Below are 17,614 nucleotides of genomic sequence, written 5' to 3'. Positions count from 1 at the left end.
GTCCCAACCTACAGGTGCTCCGCACCCGTGCGCCTTTTCGGAGTTGGGACCACCAAGAAGGCGCACAGGTGCCGGCGGCGCCTAGCGCATTTCGCCGGCGCCCTCGTACTGGTTCAGGCTCAGCAGCAGGTCACCCTCCTCGAAGCGGGAGTAACGGAAGTCGTGCGGGTCGACGTTCGGCAGGGTGGTCTTGCCGTCGTCGAGGAGCATGTCGGCGACGAGCTTGCCGACGGCGGGGGAGATCTTGAATCCGTGGCCGGAGAAGCCGGTGGCCAGGAACAGACCGCCCACGGGAGCGGGACCGATGATCGGGTTGTAGTCCGGCGTCACGTCGTAGGCGCCGACGTAGCTGCTGGTGATCCGCGGATCCGGCATGTCGGGCAAGCGGTTGCCCAGCTTCATGATGTTCTTCTCGATGGTGCTGTCGTCCGCGCGGTTGCTGTAGTTGTCGGGGTCGATGTACTCCGGCGCCTGGTGGTCGGAATTGCCCACCAGCAGTTCGCCGTTCGGTTCCCGGCAGATGTACTGCAGGCCCGCGAGGTCGGACAGCACGGGAACCTCGGGGGTGGGAACGCCCTGATCGACGAGCACCAGCTGTGCGCGTTGCGCCTTGACGTCGACATCGACGCCCACCCCGGCGACGAGGGCCGGCGTCCACGGGCCGGCCGCGACGATGACGTGCTCGGCGTGGACCTCCGAGCCGTCGGCCAGCGTGACGCCGTAGACGCGTCCCGAGTCGTTCTGCAGGAGCGAGACGACCGGGGTGCTCTGCCGGATCTTGACGCCCATCTTCCGCGCGGTCGCGGCGAACGCCATGCCGGTCATGTAGGCCTCACCACGACCGCCGAGCGGCTCGTAGGCGAAGAGCGCGAAGTCGTCCAGGTTCATCCCCGGCCAGAGCTCGGCCATCTTGTCGTGGGCTATGAACTCGGTCGCGATACCCAGCGACTGCATCATCTCGATGTTCGCCTCGAGCGGCTTGACGTTGTTCTCGCCGACGCCGACGACGTAACCGCACTGCCGGAATGCCATGTCGTCGCCGAAGATCTCGGTCGCGCGAGTGAAGATGTCGACGCCGTACCAGGACATCGCGGCCAGCGACGGTGTGCCGTAGTGGCACCGGACGACGCCGCTGGACTTGCCGGTCATACCGGAGCACAGGGTGTCGCGCTCGAGCACCAGCACGTCGGTCTCGCCTCGGTCGGCGAGCGAGTAGGCGATGGCAAGACCTTCGAGGCCGCCGCCGACGATCAAGAACTTGGTTGTCTGCGTCACGGAGAATCCTTCGGTTCACGAGGCTCCCGCGGACGGGAGGTCGGCTGCTGTTTTCGGAACCCACTTCGTTTCTGTCTATGAATCGTTGTCTCATATCAGGAAACTCGATGGGCATGACAAAGGGGTTACGGCGTGGTCAGGAGGCTGTGACGACGAGCGTCAGCCCGTGCTGTGGGACAGATGAATTCGCACGAGTAGTCCCTGTGCCTCGCCCTGCAGGTCGACCGCGTCGTGTCGAACGACGAGACAGTCGCCGGCCTCGGCCCGGTACGCCGTGGCGGCCGCGGTGCCGGAGCGCACGAACAGTGCCGTCACGGCATCCGGCCCGGTCGTGACAGAGGTCGCGCCGAGGTCGACGAACTCGGCCTCCGCGTGGGCCGCCGTCGCGTCGGTCATCACGTTGAACGCCCGGGTGGCCTGATCGGGGAGGCACCGCGGCGCCGCAGCACCGTCGAACGGATGGGGTCGCCAGGGCTGCAGCGACACCGAGTGTGAATCCCATTCCAGTGTTACGGCGTGGTCGCCGACGACGGTGAAGATCCGGTCGATGCCGTCGTACGCGGAGAACACCGTCGGGGCGTCGCCCAACTCGGCGACACTGATCCGCCAGAGTGGTTTTCCCACACCGCGATCAGGTCCGACCGCGATCTCCTCCGTCACGCCGGCGCCGTTCCGCCACGGGACGCGGCGCCGCTCGGCGGCTCGCACCAGCTGTACGGCGGACATCAGGCACCGGCCGTCCAGTCCGCCATCACGTCCGCCAGTGCCTGCGCACCGATGTTGCAGTCGTCCGCCTCTGCGAACTCGTACGGCGAGTGCGAGACGCCGGTGGGATTGCGCACGAACATCATTGCGGTCGGGACCTTCTCGGCGAGAATTCCCGCGTCGTGTCCGGCCTGGGTGGGCAGGATCGGGATGTCACCGAGGTGGGAGAGGGCGCGCCGCAGGCGCTCTCGCGGCTCGGAGGGGAACTCGACGATCGGCGTGATCGACTCGGCGAAGACGTCGAGTCCGATCCCGTCCGGAAGGCAGTGCCGGCGGGCGTCCGCCTCGATCTCGGCGACCAGTTTGGTCAGGGTTTCCTCGTCGGCGGCGCGAGCGTCGAGCCAGGCCTTGATCTCCGACGGAATCGCGTTGGCGCCGTTGGGAAGAACCTCGAGCTTGCCGAATGTGGCGACCGCGCCGAGGCCGGCGGCGCAGGATCGCGCACTGTGCACGGACGACGCATAGGCGAGCATCGGATCCCGGCGGTCGACCAGTCGGGTCGCGCCGGCGTGGTTGGCCTCCCCGCTGAAGGTGAACTGCCACCGGCCGTGCGGCCAGATCGACGACGCGACGGCGATCGGCCTGTCGACGAGGTCGAGGGCGCGGCCCTGCTCGACATGCAGTTCGACGTACACGCCCACCCGGTCGACCAGGGTTTCGTCGACGCCGACGTGCTCGGGTGTGCGTCCGGCCCGGGCCATGGCCTCCGCGAGCGTGATTCCGTCCCGGTCGCGCAGCCCGAGGGCCCGCTCGGCGGTCAGTGCCCCGGTCGTGAGCTGGCTGCCGACACAGGCCACCCCGAACCGTGCCCCCTCCTCGTCGGAGAACGCGGCGATCGCGATCGGAACCGTCGGGAGGACGCCGCGCTCGCGGAGCAGGTCCACCGCGGCGAAGGCCGACACCACGCCGAGCGGACCGTCGAAGGCGCCGCCGTCGGGGACCGAGTCCAGGTGCGAGCCGGTCACGAAGGCGCCGGTCGGATCCCCGACCCAGTCCTCGGGCAGCCACCAGGCCCACAGGTTGCCGTTCCGGTCCTCCTCGACATCCATGCCACGCTGGGCGGCGCAGCCGCGGAACCATTCGCGGAGGGTGAGATCGGCGTCGCTCCAGGCGAATCGTCGGTAGCCGCCGGTCGTCGCGTGCTTGCCGACGTCGATGATCGACGCCCAGAGCGAGTCGAATGCGGTCATGCGGTCTGTCCTCTCGAAATGTGTGCTGTGTGCTCCCAGTGCGCGCGGCGGAGTGAGTGCGGCGGGGGGAGCCATCGGTACCTTGGCAACTCGTCGGCCGACACCCCGCCCCACACGCCGTGGGTCTCGCCCGCCCGCGCCGCGAACCAGCGGCACTCCTCCCGCACCGGACAGCCGGCGCAGACCGACTTGGCGTGGCGCACCAGTTCCGGTGTCTCGCCGAAGAAGTCGACGTCGTGGGTGCGGCACCGGGCCCGCAGTTGCCACTCCCACGCCTCGACGACGGGAGTGGGCAACGTGACGGGGTGGTCCCGGTTCACATCCGGCCTGGGATCCAGGTGGTTCCGGCGAGCGGGACGCGGGCCATCGCGGACGCCTCGACGGTCAGCGCGACGAGGTCCTGCGGCTCGAGGTTGCGCAGGTGCGACTTACCGCAGGCGCGGGCGATGGTCTGCGCCTCCATTGTGAGCACCCGCAGAAAGTTGGCGAGGCGGCGGCCGCCCTCGATGGGATCGAAGCGGGCCTGCAGCTCCGGGTCCTGGGTCGTGATGCCGGCCGGGTCCTTGCCGTCCTGGAAGTCGTCGTAGAAGCCGGCGGCCGAGCCCAGCTTCTCGTACTCGGCCTGGTACTTGGGGTCGTTGTCGCCCAGCGCGATGAGGGCCGCGGTGCCGATCGCAACCGCGTCGGCGCCGAGCGCCATCGCCTTGGCGACGTCGGCGCCGGACCGGATGCCGCCCGACACGATCAGCTGCACGCCGCCGGGGGTGCGGTGCATGCCCATCTCCTGCAGCGCCTGCACGGCCTGCGGGATCGCGGCCAGGGTCGGGATGCCGACGTGCTCGATGAACACGTCCTGGGTGGCGGCGGTGCCGCCCTGCATGCCGTCGACCACGACGACGTCGGCTCCGGCCTTCACCGCGAGCTTGACGTCGTAGTAGGTGCGGGTCGCGCCGACCTTCACATAGATGGGCTTCTCCCAGCCGGTGATCTCACGCAGCTCGATGATCTTGATGGCCAGGTCGTCCGGCCCGGTCCAGTCCGGGTGCCGGCACGCACTGCGCTGGTCGATGCCGACCGGCAGGGTGCGCATCCCGGCGACCCGCTCGGTGATCTTCTGGCCCAACAGCATTCCGCCGCCACCCGGCTTTGCGCCCTGACCGAGAACGATCTCGATCGCGTCGGCCTTGCGCAGGTCGTCGGGGTTCATGCCGTAACGCGACGGCAGGTACTGGTAGACCAGGTGCTTGGACTGGCCGCGCTCCTCCGGGGTCATGCCGCCGTCACCGGTGGTCGTCGACGTTCCGACCTCGCTGGCTCCGCGGCCGAGTGCCTCCTTGGCCCGGCCCGAGAGCGCACCGAAGCTCATGCCGGCGATGGTGACCGGAGTCTCGAGGTGCAGCGGGTACTTCGCGTTCCGGTCACCGAGCACGACGTCCGTCTCGCACTTCTCGCGGTAGCCCTCGAGCGGGTAGCGCGACATCGACGCGCCGAGGAACAGCAGATCGTCGAAGTGCGGGACCTTGCGCTTGGCGCCCCAGCCGCGGATGTCGTAGATACCGGTGTCGGCGGCACGCTGGATCTCGTGGATGACGCTGCGGTCGAAGGTGGCCGACTCGCGGAGACCGGGCTGGAACGTCGTCATGGTGTACTCCTGGGTGCTGAAAAGGCAGGGTGTATCGCGGAAGTGGCGGGTGTGGTGCGCCGGACGGTCAGTACGCGGAAGCGTTGTCGACGTGGAAGTGGTAGAGGTTGCGGGCCGAGCCGTAGCGGGTGAAATCGGCCGGGTCGGCGTCGAGGCCGGCCGCGTCCAGCAGTTCGCGCAGTTCCTGGAGGTGCTCGGGACGCATCTCCTTCTTGACGCAGTCCGCGCCGAGCGAGGCGACGGTGCCGCGCACGTAGATCCGCACCTCGTACAGCGAATCGCCGAGCGCCTCACCGGCATCACCGAGGACGACGAGCCGCCCGGCCTGGCCCATGAAAGCGCTCATGTGGCCGATGTCGCCGCCGACGACGATGTCGACGCCCTTCATCGAGATCCCGCAGCGGGCTGCGGCATTGCCTTCGATCACCAGCAGTCCGCCGTGCGCTGTGGCACCCGCGGACTGCGAGGCGTCGCCGGTGACCCGGACGGTGCCGGACATCATGTTCTCGCCGACGCCGACGCCGGCATTGCCCGCGATGGTGACCGAGGCATGCTTGTTCATTCCGGCGGTGTAGTAGCCGGTGTGGCCCTCGATGGTGACGTCGAGGGGGCGGTCCAGGCCGCAGGCGAGGGCGTGGGCGCCTTGCGGGTTGACGACCCGCACGGTGGCGGGGGACTCGGTGGCGTGCAGCGCGGCGTTGAGCTCACGCGTCGAGATCTCGGCCAGGTCGTACGAGGTGGTGACGGTGTGGGTGTCGGTGAGGGTCACGGTCGGCTCCGAAGGGTGTGGGGATGTCGGGTCAGCGCTGCCAGGCGCATGGCGTCGGTGCTGTCGGACGCAGAGCGTCAGCGCGGTCGGACGCAGAGCGTCAGCGGTTCCAGACGTAGACGCGGTCCGGTTCGGGTTCGAACAGGTGCGCGTCGGCGATGCCCGGCAGGTGCGCCAGGGCGCGGAACTCCGAGGCCATCGCGACGTAGGCGTCCGTCTCGGCGACGATCGCGGGTTTGCAGGCGATCGGATCACGTACCACTGCAAAGGAATCGGAGGTGGACACCAGCAGGGTGTAGAAGCCGTCGAAACGCTCGCCGAGCAGACGCAGTGCCTTCTCGAGGTCCGCGCCCTCGGCGAGATGCTTGGCGACGAAGCGAGCGCCGACCTCGGTGTCGTTCTCGCTGTCGAATTCGATGCCCTCCGCCTCGAGTTCACGCTTGACCGACAGGTGGTTGGAGAACGACCCGTTGTGCACCAGGCACTGGTCCGGACCGACGGCGAACGGATGCGAGCCGGCGGCCGTGACCGCGGACTCGGTTGCCATGCGGGTGTGGCCCACACCCTGCCAGCCGGACGCGGTGGGCAGGCCGAATCCGCGGGCCAGATCGAGCGGGTCGCCCATGCCCTTGAGCACGGTGACCTCGTCGCCGAATCCGATGACGGTGGCGTCCGGTGCGACGGAACGGATCACGGTGGTGAGCTCGTGGGCCGGGACCGGGGCGTGCAGCACCGTCGTCGGTGGCAGTTCGATCGCGGTGACCCCCACGCCGAGCACCGCGCTCGCGGCGGTGGCCAGGCCGGGCTCCGCGCCGAGCACCGACACCGCGGCGTGGCCGGCGGGGGAGAAGGCGGGGTCGCCGTAGATGGCCATGCCCGCGGAATCGGGTCCGCGGTCGACCATCTCGCCGAGCATGCCGGTCAACAGTTCACCCAGTCGAGGGTGCAGGGAGGGCTCGCGAAGGTGGAGCCCGACGATGCCGCACATGGGCAGTCTCCTTGTCAGGGGGTTCGGGTTGGTCAGAAGGCGGTGAGGTAGGTCTCGACCTCCCAGGGGGTCACCGAGTTGTGCCACCGGAAGAACTCCTCGCGCTTGAGGCCGGTGAAGTAGTCGGCGACCCCGGGGCCGGCGGCATCGAGTGCCCCGCAGACGACGGGATCGGCGGCGAGCGCGTCCATCGCGTGCAGCAGGGTCATCGGCAGGGTGTCCGGCCCGGCTCCCGCACCCGGCTCGCCCGGGTCGAGGTTGCGTTCGATTCCGTCGAGCCCGGCCACGATCGCGGCCGCCGCGGCGAGATAGGGGTTCGCCGAGCCGTCGCCGCCGCGCAGTTCGACGCGGTTGTGGTCCGGCACGCGCAGGTAGTGGGTGCGATCGTTGCCGCCGTAGGTGGCCCGGCGCGGCGACCAGGTGGCGCCGCTGCTCGTCGCGGTGGCGCCGGTTCGCTTGTAGGAGTTGACCGTCGGCGCGATCACTCCCTGCAGTGCGCAGGCGTGCTCGAGGATGCCCGCGATGAAGGAGTACGCGGTCTGCGAGAGCCCGAGGCCGCGGGGGTCGGAGGCGTCCGGGAAGGCGGACTCGCCGTCACGCCACAGGGACAGGTGCATGTGCAGTCCGCTGCCGGTGCGGTCGGCGAACGGCTTCGGCATGAAGGTGGCGGTCATGCCGCGTTCCTCGGCGAGGACCGAGATCAGGTAGCGCAGGGTCACCACCCGGTCGGCGGTGGTCAGCGCGTCCGAGTAGTTGAAGTTCTGCTCGAACTGACCGTTGCCGTCCTCGTGGTCGTTGGCGTAGTTGCCCCAGCCGAGCTCGTTCATGGCGGTGGAGATCGAGGTCAGGTGCTCGTACATCCGGGTGACGTCGCGGGCGTCGTAGCAGGGCTGTCGGGACGTGTCGAGTGCGTCGGCGGTGCGCAGGCCGCCGGCCTCGTCCTTGTTGACCAGGAAGTACTCGATCTCGGCGCCGACGTTCACCTCGAGACCCTGAGCGGCGGCGCGAGCGAGCGCCGACTTCAGGATGACCCGCGGGGCGTACGGCCAGGGCTTGCCCTCGACGTGCGGGTCGCAGTGGACGAGCGCCAGGCCGGAGCGGACGAACGGGATCGGGGTGAACGAGGAGGGGTCGGGGATCGCGACCAGGTCGGGATCCTTGGGCTCCTGGCCCATCGCGCCGGCCGCGTAACCCGCGAAACCGACTCCCTCGGTGGCGAGTTCGTCGACCGATTCGACGGGAACCAGCTTCGCGCACGGCTTGCCTGCCAGATTGACGAAGACCGCGAGGATGAAGCGGGTGCCGGTCGCGCGGGCCAGGCCTGTGAGGTCGGTGGGCGCGGTGTCGGATGCGCTGTCGGACGACGAGGGGAGACGCATCACGGTGAGGTCTGTGGTGTCAAGCGTCATCGGGTGTCCGGCGCGGACACTCCCTCGTTCTCGGGGGGAGTGGATGCGCCGTCCTCCTTTCTGTCGGTGGGGCCGGTTAGGTTGCAGAGCATGGGGGAAGTGGTGGGGTATTCATTTCGATTGCGGCCCGGTGTGCAGGCACTGCGCGCGTTGGAGGGAGAGTGGCACCGGTGTCGGTTCGTATGGAACGAGGCCGTGCACCAACAGAAGTCGAGTCCGCGGCCGACATTCGGGAAGCTGTCGAGACTGTTGACGGAAGCACGTATGCGTAACACCTGGCTGCGGGACGGGTCGCAGGTTGCACAGCAGCAGATGCTGCGCACGTACGCTCGGGCCTTGGATCAGTCGTTCACGGTTAAGGGGCGTGGGCGTCCGAGGTTCAAACCCCGCAAGACGACGTTGCCGAGCTTGGAATACACGCGCCGCGGGTTCCGCATTCGCGACGGCCGCCTGGTCCTGCCGAAAGGGATCAGTGTTCCGGTCGTGTGGTCGCGGGAGTTGCCGTCCGACCCGTCCAGTGTCCGGATCAACCGGGATGCGACGGGGCACTGGTACGCGTCGTTCGTCGTGGAACGAGAAGCGCCTCCCGCACCGGTACCGGAGGCCGATAGTGGGATCGGGGTGGACTGGGGTGTGTCCTGTACCGCCACCACCACGAACGCGGCGTTTGATTTGCCGTACTTGGGATACCGGAAGCGGTGCGCGGCGGAGCTGGCGAAAGCTCAGCGGAAGATGGCTCGCCGGTACAGGGGCAAGCGCAAACCGCAGTCCAAGGGTTATGAACGAGCGAAGCGGGAGGCAGCGAAGCTCCACAAGAAGGCGGCGCGCCAAACCCGACACGCCAGCCGGGTGTGGGCGAAGCGGGTCGTCGACAACCACTCGGTGATCGCGGTCGAGGACTTCACGCCGAAGTTCCTCACCAAGTCCACGATGGCACGTAAAGCCGCAGACGCCGCGATCGGTGCGGCGAAGCGGGAACTTCTCGAGCGTGGTGTGCGGGCCGGCCGGAAGGTGGTGTTGGTGCGGCCCGCGTACACGACGATGACGTGTTCGAGGTGTTTCGCGAGAGCCAAGCATCGCCTCGAGCTCGACGAACGGATCTTCCGATGTGCCGACTGCGGTTTCACAGATGGTCGGGATCGGAACGCTGCCAGGGTGGTCCTGGCTGTGGCAGAGCGCGGTCACACACGTGTCGACGATGTCAGACAATCTGATCACCTCCTTCGGAGCGAGTGGTCCGGTTGCGGTCTGAGCGTGAAATCCCCTGCCTTCAGGCAGAAGAAGCGTTAACGGGGCTCCTGGTCTTCTCGGTTCGAGTCGTTCTTCGTGTCACTACTGCGATCGCGTGCCGATGATCGCCACTGGATGTTTCACTGGATGAATCGATGTCGACTACTAGGAAACATAGCAATCATGACGGGAGTGTTACGGCTGGGTCAGGTTGTCGTGACGAGTCCCGGGGTCGTTCGGGTTGAGTCAAAAACTTTGCGGGAGAGAGGGTTTGGTTACACGGATTTATCCCCGCGCAACCTCGCGGTGTGTTTCCTCTCAGTAGTGTCTGTTTCACGCCAGCGATTGTGGCGTTCTCCCCTTCTCCACCTCTTCGGCCGGCGCCGCCGGCCTCGTGATCAGGAGTTCTCATGGCAGACGGCACGACAACGGCTCCCGCTTTCCTCGTCACCACGGGGTTCTGGGAAGACCTCCCCAAGATGCCGGTCGAGGAGTTTCCCGGCACCGAGGGGTACATCGGTGACGTCTACCCGAATCCCCAGGGCTCGGAGATGGCCGCGGGCTACTTCAAGCTCGACCCGACCGACGCCCCACTCGACTACACCTACGAGTACGACGAGATGAAGGTGGTCCTCGACGGCGAATTCCGGCTGGAGAACCTCGACACCGGACAGGTCGAGGTCGCCGGGCCCCGGGATGCGATCTTCTTCCCGAAGGGCTCGCATATCCGGTTCACCACCCCATCCGGTGCACTGGCGTTCTACGTCGGCCAGCGCACCTTCGCGCCCTAGGGGGCGTGGTGACCGTCTGCATGGACACCACCAGCGTCGGGCGCTGGCACTCGGAACGGGTGGACGTCGCCGACGGTGGCCGGGTCGTCACCGTTCTGTCGTTCGGTGGCGAGGCCCGCCACCGGGCGAACGAGCTGGTCGCGGGCTTCTCCGGCACCCGGGTGAACTGGCTGCGCCTGCCGCCCGGGTGGACCCAACTCGCCGGCGACGTCCTGGACCGGCAGCTCGTCGCCGCCCGGGTCGGCTGGCGACTGGTCCTGGTCGGCGCCGAGGAGCCGGTGCTCGCGGCGCAGGCCCGCGCCCTCGCCGCGGGCCTGCTGAGCGAGGAGATCCTCGCCGAGGTCGTTCCGGCTCGGGGAGCGGACGCCGACGTCCGCCGGGTGCACTGCGCGCACTGCGCGACCGTCCACTCGGTGGCGGCGCCCGTCGGCGGGCTGACTCGATGCCCCGAATGTGCGGCCGATCTCGTTGTCTACCACCATCTGTCGCGCCGGACCGGCGCGTACCTCGGCTACATGATCGATGCGGAGGATCGCTGATGACACCGATGACGGAGGAATCTCCATGACGCCGATGACGGAGGAATCTCCATGACGCAGACGTCCGACATCCGTGTGCGGGGTGACGCACCGACCCGGGTACTCGTGGTCGCTGCCGTCGGCACGCCCGCCGACGGTGTGCGTCATCTGCGCCTCGTCGATCCGGAGGGTGCGCCCTTGCCGTCCTTCACCCCGGGCAGTCACGTCGTGGTGACCTGCGGGGCCGACGACGACGGGCGCCCCCGACGCAACTCGTACTCGCTGACCGGGCCCGAACTCGAACCCGACGCGTACGAGATCTCGGTGCGGCTCGACCCCGCCGGCCGGGGAGGCTCCCGCTGGATCCACGACCTGGAACCCGGCGACACCGTTGAGATCGGCCGTCCGCGTAGCGCTTTCGCTCCGGTTCTGACGGCACGACATCACCTGCTCGTCGCCGGCGGCATCGGGGTCACCCCGATCCTGTCGCATGTCCGGGCGGCGTCCACGTGGGGGCGATCGTTCGAGGTGCACTACGTCTTCCGCCCCGGGGACGGCCCGCACCTGCGCGAACTGCGCGAGCTGTGCGGTGACCGGCTGCGCACCTTTCACACGCCCGCCGAGCTCTGGACGGAACTGGCACCCGCCCTGCTCGACCGCCCGCTGGGCACCCACCTGTACGCGTGCGGTCCTGCGCCACTCATCGACGAGCTCACCGCCCGCGCCGCCGACGCCGGATGGCCACCCGCCCGAATTCACCACGAACACTTCGGTGTCGGCGCCCTCGACGCCGGGCAGCCGTTCACGCTGGGCCTGCGGCGCAGCGGGATCGACGTGCCGGTGCCCGCGGGGGTGAGCGCCCTCGAGGCGCTCGAGCAGCACGGGGTGCCGGTGCCCAACCTGTGCCGCCAGGGTGTGTGCGGCGAATGTCGCACCGCGACGGTCGGTGGCGCCGCACAACATCGCGACCTGTACCTGACCGAGTCGGAGAAGAGTGCGGGCACGCACTTCATGCCGTGCGTCTCCCGCGCCGCCGGTGACCGAATCGAGGTGGACCTGTGACCGCCGTTCCCCTGCCCGCCCGCGTGGTGCGGTTTCCGTTTCCGTTCCCACACGAAACCTACCGCTACAGCACCAATGTCGAGCCCGCAGGCACCCGCGCGGTCACGGCGGCGGGGAGTTGGGGCGAGCATCCCGTCGACATCGACGAGTGGTACCACGAGGAGCTCGCCGAGCGGCGGCGCATCCTGTCGGCGGATCCGTCCCGGTTCCAGGCCTTGTCGCACATGGACGTCGCGCAGTGGGAGGCGATGGTGACGCTGATGCGGATGCTCGCCGACGCCTACCCGGACCGGTTCTCGCTCACACGAGAGGGAGACGGATGGCTCTGGAGCAACGCTGAACTCGGGTGTCGGCAGTCGTTCACCCATGGCGACGTCGACACCCTGCCCGAAGCGCCGCTGCGCTACATCGGCGGGCAGATCCAGGAGGACGTGGTCCTGCTCGACCAACGCGAGGGAGCGCTCTGGGGTGACGCCGGATTGGTGACCTTCGCGGCGGACTGGTCGCTGCGCTTCGACGTCGGTATGAGCTTCCTTCAGATCCACGGGCCGGTCCCGCGCGTGCACGAGGAAGGAGTAATCCCCCGCGCGCAACAGTTCCTGATGGGATTACAACCGGGACAACGCTATCGGCGGACCAACTGGACCCTGACCGTGGACCGGCGACTGGACACCGCCACCGAGACCTATCCGGACTGGGGCCGGGACCGCCGGCTCGTCGCGGAGGGCCCGGGCGTCGACGTGGGCGCCCGCCTGCACCTGAGGGTGGAGGTGCAGCACCTGGTCCGGTTGGGGGCCTCCGGTTCGATCATGTTCCTGATCCGCACCCACCTGCTGCCGTTCGAGGAGGTCGCGCTCGTGCCCGGATGGGCGCAGCGCCTGCACGATGTCCTCGTCGAGCTGCCCGACGACATCGCCGACTACAAGGGCATCACCCGGACCCGGGGTCCCGGCATCGCCTGGCTCCGCGAGTACGCGGGAGTGTCGGCGTGAGCGCCGGATTCGACCGCGGCGGTGTCGGCGGGGAACCGGACGCCATCGACAGCGCCGGGCGGGTGTTCCTGGTCGCCGCCCTCGGTCGGTGTCCGGACGGACGCCGGGTGGCCGCCGAATGGGTCGCGCAGGCGATCGCGTTGGGCCGCACCGCGACCGTGATGATCGACGCCGACGCCGAGCGTGTCCGGACCGCGGTGCTCGGCGCCAGCGCGGGCACCCGCGTGATGCTGGCGGGGCCGGAACGGGACGTGATGGCCGCGGTGGCCGGCGTCCGGGCCGCGGGGGCGCTGCCCTGCGAGGTGACCACCCACCTCACCGCGCCGGGTGCCGTCGCGGTGTTCTGCCCACACTGCGCCACCGCGGCGGACACGGCCGCCGCGCCCGGTGACCGTGTCCCGTGCCGGTCGTGCGGCACCGTGCTGGAGGTGCGTTCCCACCGCTCGTCGCACCACGGCAGTTATCTCGGCGCGGTGGCCGAGGTCGCCTGACCCTCGATCGATCGAAGGAGTGACGTTTGACCACGAGTGTGCATGCCAGTGACCTCGAGCGGCTGCCCTGGCCGTTCCCCGAGAACGAGAACACCTTCCGCTACGCCGTCAACGTCGAGCCCGCCCCGCGTTTCACCGCCACCGCGACCGGCGGCTGGGGCGAGCACGTCGTGGACCTCGGCCCGGACTACGTCGAGATGATGACGCTCCGCGCGGCGGTGCTGGCCGCGGATCCGGAACGGGTACAGGTGCTTGCGCACATGACACCCGCCTGCTGGGACGTGATGCTCTACCTGATGGGGCAGTTGGCGTCGTCGTATCCGGACACGATGGAGCTGCACCGTGACGGCACCGAATACCGTTGGGTGAATCGGCTTCTCGGGATCGACCAGGACTTCCTGCTCGGTAATGCCGGGACCCTGCCCGAGCACCCCCTGGCGTTCATCGGACGGCAGGTGCCCGACGACATCCTGCTGCTCACCGAACGCGACGGCCGGTTGTGGTTCGACGCCGCGCTCGTCACCTCGTCCGCGGACTGGTCGGTCAAGTTCGACATCGGCATGAGCTTCGACGAGATCCACCGGCCGGTACCGGGACTGACACCCGGCGGGGTGACCGGCCGAGCCGAGCAGTTCATGCGCAGGCTCACCACTGACCAGGTGTACCGGCGGGTCAACTGGACGTTCTCGGCGGTCGGCTCCCGGCTGCGAGACACCAGCCTCGAGACGATGCCGCGGTGGATGCACGACATGCCGCGCCTGATCGCCGACGAGGACTGGGGCCGCATCCAGTTGCGCATCGAACTCGAGCACCTGATCCGGCTGCCGATGACCGGCGCGCTGGTGTTCAACATCCGCACCTACATGGCGCCGCTCGCCGAGATCGCGACCGTCCCCGAGTGGGCCGGCCAGCTCGCCGACATCGTCGAGGAACTGCCCGCGGACATCGCCGCCTACAAGGGGATCGACGGCTACCGGATGCCGGCGATGGCGTGGCTACGGTCGCGAATCGGCGGCGCTCGCTAGGAGGTCGCGCCGGGCGAACGGTCACGGTAGGTCAGGAAGACCGTTTCTTTCTCGCCCTGGAGCCGGATGTCGAAAACGTAGCCGTCGGCGTCCCGGGTCGTCACGAGTGTGCTGCGACGCGGCGGTTCGAGCGACGCGAGCAGGGGATCGGTGGCGAGCACGCCCTCGTCGGCGGGCAGGTAGGCGCGGGTGAACAGCCGGTTGAGCAGCCCTCGTGCGAACACGGTCACCGCGAAGAAGGGCGGCCGGCCGTCCTCGCCGACCCCGGGAGCGAGCGTCGAGAACGAGTAGGCGCCCTGGTTGTCGGTCGAGGCGCGGCCCCAGCCGGTGAACGTCCAGCCGTCGCGGTGCAGGGAGCCGGCACGCTGCACGACCCGCCCGTCCGGGCCGGCCTGCCAGATCTCGAGCAGCGCGTCCGGCACCGGGTCGCCGTTGCCGTCGAGCACCCGGCCGTGCAGGCGGACGCCCTCGCGGTGGGCGGGCGGGACGAGCTCGCTGTCACCGTCGAACGGCAGCGCGTAGCCGAAGAACGGTCCGACCGTCTGGCCCGGGGTCGGGGGCAGGGCAGTGGGGGCGAGGTGGGTGCTCACGCGTGATCCTCCGGTTCCGTCCAGGTCTTGGCGCTGCCGGACAGGACGATGTCCCACCGGTAGCCCGTGCTCCACTCGTGCGAGGTGACGTCGTGGTCGTACTGCGCGACGAGGCGTTCGCGCGCCTTCCGGTCCGTGATCGACTGGAAGATGGGATCCAGCTCGAACAGCGGGTCGCCCGGGAAGTACATCTGGGTGATGATCCGCTGCGTGAAATCGGTTCCGAACAGCGAGAAGTGGATGTGCGCGGGCCGCCAGGCGTTGTGGTGGTTCCGCCACGGGTACGGTCCGGGCTTGATCGTGGTGAAGCGGTACGAACCGTCGGCGGCGGTGAGGCAGCGTCCGACGCCGGTGAAGTTGGGGTCGATCGCGGCGTGGTGCTGGTCGCGCTTGTGGATGTACCGGCCGCCCGCGTTCGCCTGCCAGATCTCGACGAGTTGCCCGGCGATCGGCCTGCCCTCGCCGTCGACGATCCGGCCGGTGACGACCGTGCGCTCGCCGACGGGCTCACCGCGGTGCTGGATCGTCAGGTCCGCTTCGAGGGGATCGACGTCCTGGTTGCCGAAGACCGGCGCCCAGAGCTCGACGCCCTCGGGGTCGGCGTGGTGCAGGTCCTTCGTCGGGTGGCGCAGGACGCTGCTCCGGTAGGGCGGGTAGTCGAGGCGGGGCTGGAACTCCTCCACGCCGGCATCGGTGTATTCCGCCTCGATGTCGCGGATCTCGGCGAGGATCTCCGACTGGGTCGATGCGGCGGCATCGGAGGATGCTCTCGCCCGGAGGTCAGATGGTGTGGTCACAGCGGCAGGCTAGGGCGCCGCCGCGCGCCGCCGCGAGGGTAGTCTTTCACTGAGTGGAAGGACGTCGAGCATGGCCGGAAACACCGCCGCCCCGGGCACGACCGTGGTCTCCCGGGTCCTCGCGATCCTGGGCGCCTTCGACGACGGGCATCGGGCGCAGACGCTCACGGCGCTCGCGGGACGTGCCGGTCTCGCGGTCCCCACGGCGCACCGGCTGGTCGGCGAGCTCGTGGCGTGGGGGGCTCTGGCGAGACGGGACACGGGCGAGTACGTGGTGGGCCCGCGGCTGTGGGAACTCGGCCTGCTCGCCCCGGTCCAGACCGGGATCCGCGAGATCGCCTCGCCGTTCCTGCACGACGTCTACGGCGCCACCCTCGCCACCGTGCACCTCGCGGTGCGCAAGGGCACTCAGGTGCTCTACCTCGATCGGCTTCGAGGTCACGCGTCGGTGCCCGTGGTCAGCACCATCGGCTCCACCCTGCCGCTGCACGCCACCGCCGTCGGGAAGGTGCTGCTGGCATACGCGCCGCCGGACGTCCAGGAGGCGGTACTGGCGTCGCTGACGCGGATCACCCCGTACACCGTGACCCACCAGGGCCGGCTCCGGGACCAGTTGCGTCGCGTGCACCGGGACGGTTTCGCGGAGACCCGCGAGGAGATGAGCCTCGGTGCCTGCTCGGTGGCGGTTCCGGTCCGGGCGCCGGACGACAGGGTGATCGCGGCCCTCGGGCTCGTCGTGCCGACCCTCGCGCGGGATCGATCCCGGCTCGTGGCCGCACTCCAAGTTGCCGCGCGTGGCGTCGAACGCAGCCTCCGCGGGGGATCTTCCGCTCAGTGAAATAATGTGCTGGCCGTCACTCGGCGTGGCCGCTTCACTGTCGGTCATGCGTACCGAGGTAGCCATCATCGGCGCCGGCCCCGCGGGCCTGCTCCTGTCCCATCTGCTCGCCGAGCAGGGTGTCGATTCCGTCGTGATCGAGACCCGCTCCCAGGACTACGTGCTCTCCCGCATCCGCGCGGGCATCCTCGAGCACTCGACCGTCGAACTGCTCGACTCCGTCGGACTCGGCGAGCGGCTGCGCCGCGAGGGCCAGGAGCATCGCGGCATCTATCTGCAGACGCCCGGCGAACGGCACCACGTCGACTTCGTCGAACTGTGTGGGCGCAGTGTCTGGGTGTACGGGCAGACCGAGGTCACCAAGGACCTCGTCGCGGCCCGTGAGGGCGCCGGCCAGCCGTTCTTCTACGAGGTCACCGACACCGCACTGCACGACATCGAAAGCGACTCGCCCTACGTGACGTTCGTGGACGCGGAAGGTGCGGAGCGCCGTGTCGACGCGGCCGTGATCGCCGGGTGCGACGGCTCGTTCGGACCGAGCCGGGCGGCAATTCCGGACAGCGTCCGCCGGACCTGGGAACGCACCTACCCGTACTCGTGGCTCGGCGTGCTCGCCGACGTGCCGCCGTCCACCGACGAACTGATCTACGCCTGGCACCCCGACGGATTCGCGATGCACTCGATGCGCTCGGACACCGTCAGCCGCCTCTACCTCCAGGTTCCCAACGGCACCGATCTCGCCGAGTGGTCGGACGACCGGATCTGGGAGGCGTTGAGCCGGCGTCTCGGCGATGGAATCGACGGCTGGACACTGAAATCCGGACCGATCACCGAGAAGAGCGTGCTGCCGATGCGCAGCTATGTGCAGACCCCGATGCGGCACGGGCGGCTCTTCCTGGCCGGCGACGCCGCGCACATCGTCCCGCCCACCGGGGCGAAGGGACTGAATCTCGCAGTCTCCGACGTGGCATTGCTGGCACCCGCGCTGATTGCGTTGCTGCGCAAGGACGACGAGACCCTCGCCGACGGCTACAGCGAGAGCGCACTGCGTCGCGTCTGGCGCTGCACCCACTTCTCCTGGTGGATGACGACCATGCTGCATCAGAGCGGCGACCCGTTCGACGCGCAGTTGCAGCGTTCGCAACTGCAGTGGATCGCCGGCAGCGCGGCCGGCTCCACCGGACTCGCCGAGAACTACGCCGGACTCCCGATCGGTATGTGAGGAGTCTCCGTCGCCCGTGA

General features: G+C 69.0%; 19 protein-coding genes. 9 read left to right on the top strand and 10 right to left on the bottom strand.

The window, feature by feature from the left end; genetic code table 11:
* Window positions 1–81 precede the first annotated feature (81 nt).
* From ACWDUM_RS06140 to glnT, 8 genes are all read right to left on the bottom strand, one after another.
* Window positions 82–1,275, bottom strand: coding sequence for an NAD(P)/FAD-dependent oxidoreductase (locus ACWDUM_RS06140; RefSeq protein ID WP_450133252.1), 1,194 nt, complete (start codon window positions 1,273–1,275; stop codon window positions 82–84).
* 159 nt (window positions 1,276–1,434) lie between these two features.
* The gene (locus ACWDUM_RS06135; RefSeq protein ID WP_450133251.1) at window positions 1,435–2,001 is read right to left on the bottom strand and encodes a HutD/Ves family protein; all 567 of its coding nucleotides are present in this window, start codon (window positions 1,999–2,001) and stop codon (window positions 1,435–1,437) included.
* Window positions 2,001–3,230, bottom strand: a complete 1,230-nt coding sequence (locus tag ACWDUM_RS06130; RefSeq protein ID WP_450133250.1) for an allantoate amidohydrolase — start codon at window positions 3,228–3,230, stop codon at window positions 2,001–2,003. Before ACWDUM_RS06130 ends, ACWDUM_RS06135 begins: the two co-directional genes overlap by 1 nt.
* Entirely contained in the window at window positions 3,227–3,550 is a 324-nt protein-coding gene (locus ACWDUM_RS06125; RefSeq protein ID WP_450133249.1) for a WhiB family transcriptional regulator, read from the bottom strand. Before ACWDUM_RS06125 ends, ACWDUM_RS06130 begins: the two co-directional genes overlap by 4 nt.
* Window positions 3,547–4,872 (bottom strand): FMN-binding glutamate synthase family protein, encoded by a 1,326-nt coding sequence (locus ACWDUM_RS06120; RefSeq protein WP_450133248.1) that lies wholly within the window; start codon window positions 4,870–4,872, stop codon window positions 3,547–3,549. The genes ACWDUM_RS06125 and ACWDUM_RS06120 overlap by 4 nt, the downstream gene beginning before the upstream one ends.
* A 67-nt stretch (window positions 4,873–4,939) precedes the next feature.
* On the bottom strand, window positions 4,940–5,641 hold the full coding sequence (locus ACWDUM_RS06115) for a GltB/FmdC/FwdC-like GXGXG domain-containing protein (protein WP_450112395.1): 702 nt from the start codon (window positions 5,639–5,641) through the stop codon (window positions 4,940–4,942).
* Window positions 5,642–5,741: 100 nt separating this feature from the next.
* Entirely contained in the window at window positions 5,742–6,629 is an 888-nt protein-coding gene (locus ACWDUM_RS06110) for a glutamine amidotransferase (RefSeq protein ID WP_450133247.1), read from the bottom strand.
* A 32-nt stretch (window positions 6,630–6,661) separates the two neighbouring features.
* Window positions 6,662–8,038, bottom strand: a complete 1,377-nt coding sequence (glnT, locus tag ACWDUM_RS06105) for a type III glutamate--ammonia ligase (protein WP_450133246.1) — start codon at window positions 8,036–8,038, stop codon at window positions 6,662–6,664.
* A gap of 90 nt (window positions 8,039–8,128) precedes the next feature.
* Between glnT and ACWDUM_RS06100 the strand changes: the two genes are divergently transcribed.
* From ACWDUM_RS06100 to ACWDUM_RS06070, 7 genes are all read left to right on the top strand, one after another.
* Window positions 8,129–9,328 (top strand): RNA-guided endonuclease InsQ/TnpB family protein, encoded by a 1,200-nt coding sequence (locus ACWDUM_RS06100; protein WP_450133245.1) that lies wholly within the window; start codon window positions 8,129–8,131, stop codon window positions 9,326–9,328.
* A gap of 350 nt (window positions 9,329–9,678) precedes the next feature.
* Window positions 9,679–10,059 carry an ethanolamine utilization protein gene (locus ACWDUM_RS06095; protein ID WP_450133244.1) on the top strand — a complete coding sequence of 127 codons (381 nt, stop codon included), beginning with the start codon at window positions 9,679–9,681 and terminating at the stop codon, window positions 10,057–10,059.
* Between the two features lie 20 nt (window positions 10,060–10,079).
* On the top strand, window positions 10,080–10,598 hold the full coding sequence (locus ACWDUM_RS06090) for a dimethylamine monooxygenase subunit DmmA family protein (protein ID WP_450133243.1): 519 nt from the start codon (window positions 10,080–10,082) through the stop codon (window positions 10,596–10,598).
* Between the two features lie 51 nt (window positions 10,599–10,649).
* The gene (locus ACWDUM_RS06085) at window positions 10,650–11,639 is read left to right on the top strand and encodes a PDR/VanB family oxidoreductase (protein WP_450133242.1); all 990 of its coding nucleotides are present in this window, start codon (window positions 10,650–10,652) and stop codon (window positions 11,637–11,639) included.
* A complete protein-coding gene (locus tag ACWDUM_RS06080) occupies window positions 11,636–12,631 on the top strand; it encodes a heme-dependent oxidative N-demethylase family protein (protein WP_450133241.1) in 996 nt (331 codons plus the stop codon). Before ACWDUM_RS06085 ends, ACWDUM_RS06080 begins: the two co-directional genes overlap by 4 nt.
* Window positions 12,628–13,122 (top strand): dimethylamine monooxygenase subunit DmmA family protein, encoded by a 495-nt coding sequence (locus tag ACWDUM_RS06075; protein ID WP_450133240.1) that lies wholly within the window; start codon window positions 12,628–12,630, stop codon window positions 13,120–13,122. Before ACWDUM_RS06080 ends, ACWDUM_RS06075 begins: the two co-directional genes overlap by 4 nt.
* A gap of 26 nt (window positions 13,123–13,148) precedes the next feature.
* A complete protein-coding gene (locus tag ACWDUM_RS06070) occupies window positions 13,149–14,147 on the top strand; it encodes a heme-dependent oxidative N-demethylase family protein (RefSeq protein WP_450133239.1) in 999 nt (332 codons plus the stop codon).
* On the opposite strand, the gene pcaG is transcribed toward ACWDUM_RS06070, so the two are convergent.
* On the bottom strand, window positions 14,144–14,737 hold the full coding sequence (gene pcaG / locus ACWDUM_RS06065; protein WP_450133238.1) for a protocatechuate 3,4-dioxygenase subunit alpha: 594 nt from the start codon (window positions 14,735–14,737) through the stop codon (window positions 14,144–14,146). The two genes, ACWDUM_RS06070 and pcaG, sit on opposite strands and share 4 nt — an antisense overlap.
* Complete coding sequence (pcaH, locus tag ACWDUM_RS06060) at window positions 14,734–15,534, bottom strand: protocatechuate 3,4-dioxygenase subunit beta (protein ID WP_450133237.1); 801 nt, start codon at window positions 15,532–15,534, stop codon at window positions 14,734–14,736. The genes pcaG and pcaH overlap by 4 nt, the downstream gene beginning before the upstream one ends.
* Before the next feature lie 70 nt (window positions 15,535–15,604).
* Here pcaH and ACWDUM_RS06055 point away from each other — a divergent pair, with 70 nt between their 5' ends.
* A complete protein-coding gene (locus tag ACWDUM_RS06055; RefSeq protein WP_450133236.1) occupies window positions 15,605–16,372 on the top strand; it encodes an IclR family transcriptional regulator in 768 nt (255 codons plus the stop codon).
* A 46-nt stretch (window positions 16,373–16,418) separates the two neighbouring features.
* Window positions 16,419–17,594: a 4-hydroxybenzoate 3-monooxygenase gene (locus ACWDUM_RS06050; protein WP_450133235.1), complete on the top strand. Its 1,176-nt coding sequence runs from the start codon at window positions 16,419–16,421 to the stop codon at window positions 17,592–17,594.
* Window positions 17,595–17,614 lie beyond the last annotated feature (20 nt).

Source organism: Rhodococcus sp. NPDC003322, from assembly GCF_053589555.1.
The sequence above is the reverse complement of the archived record's forward strand: the minus strand, read 5'-3'. Positions and strand labels throughout refer to the sequence as shown.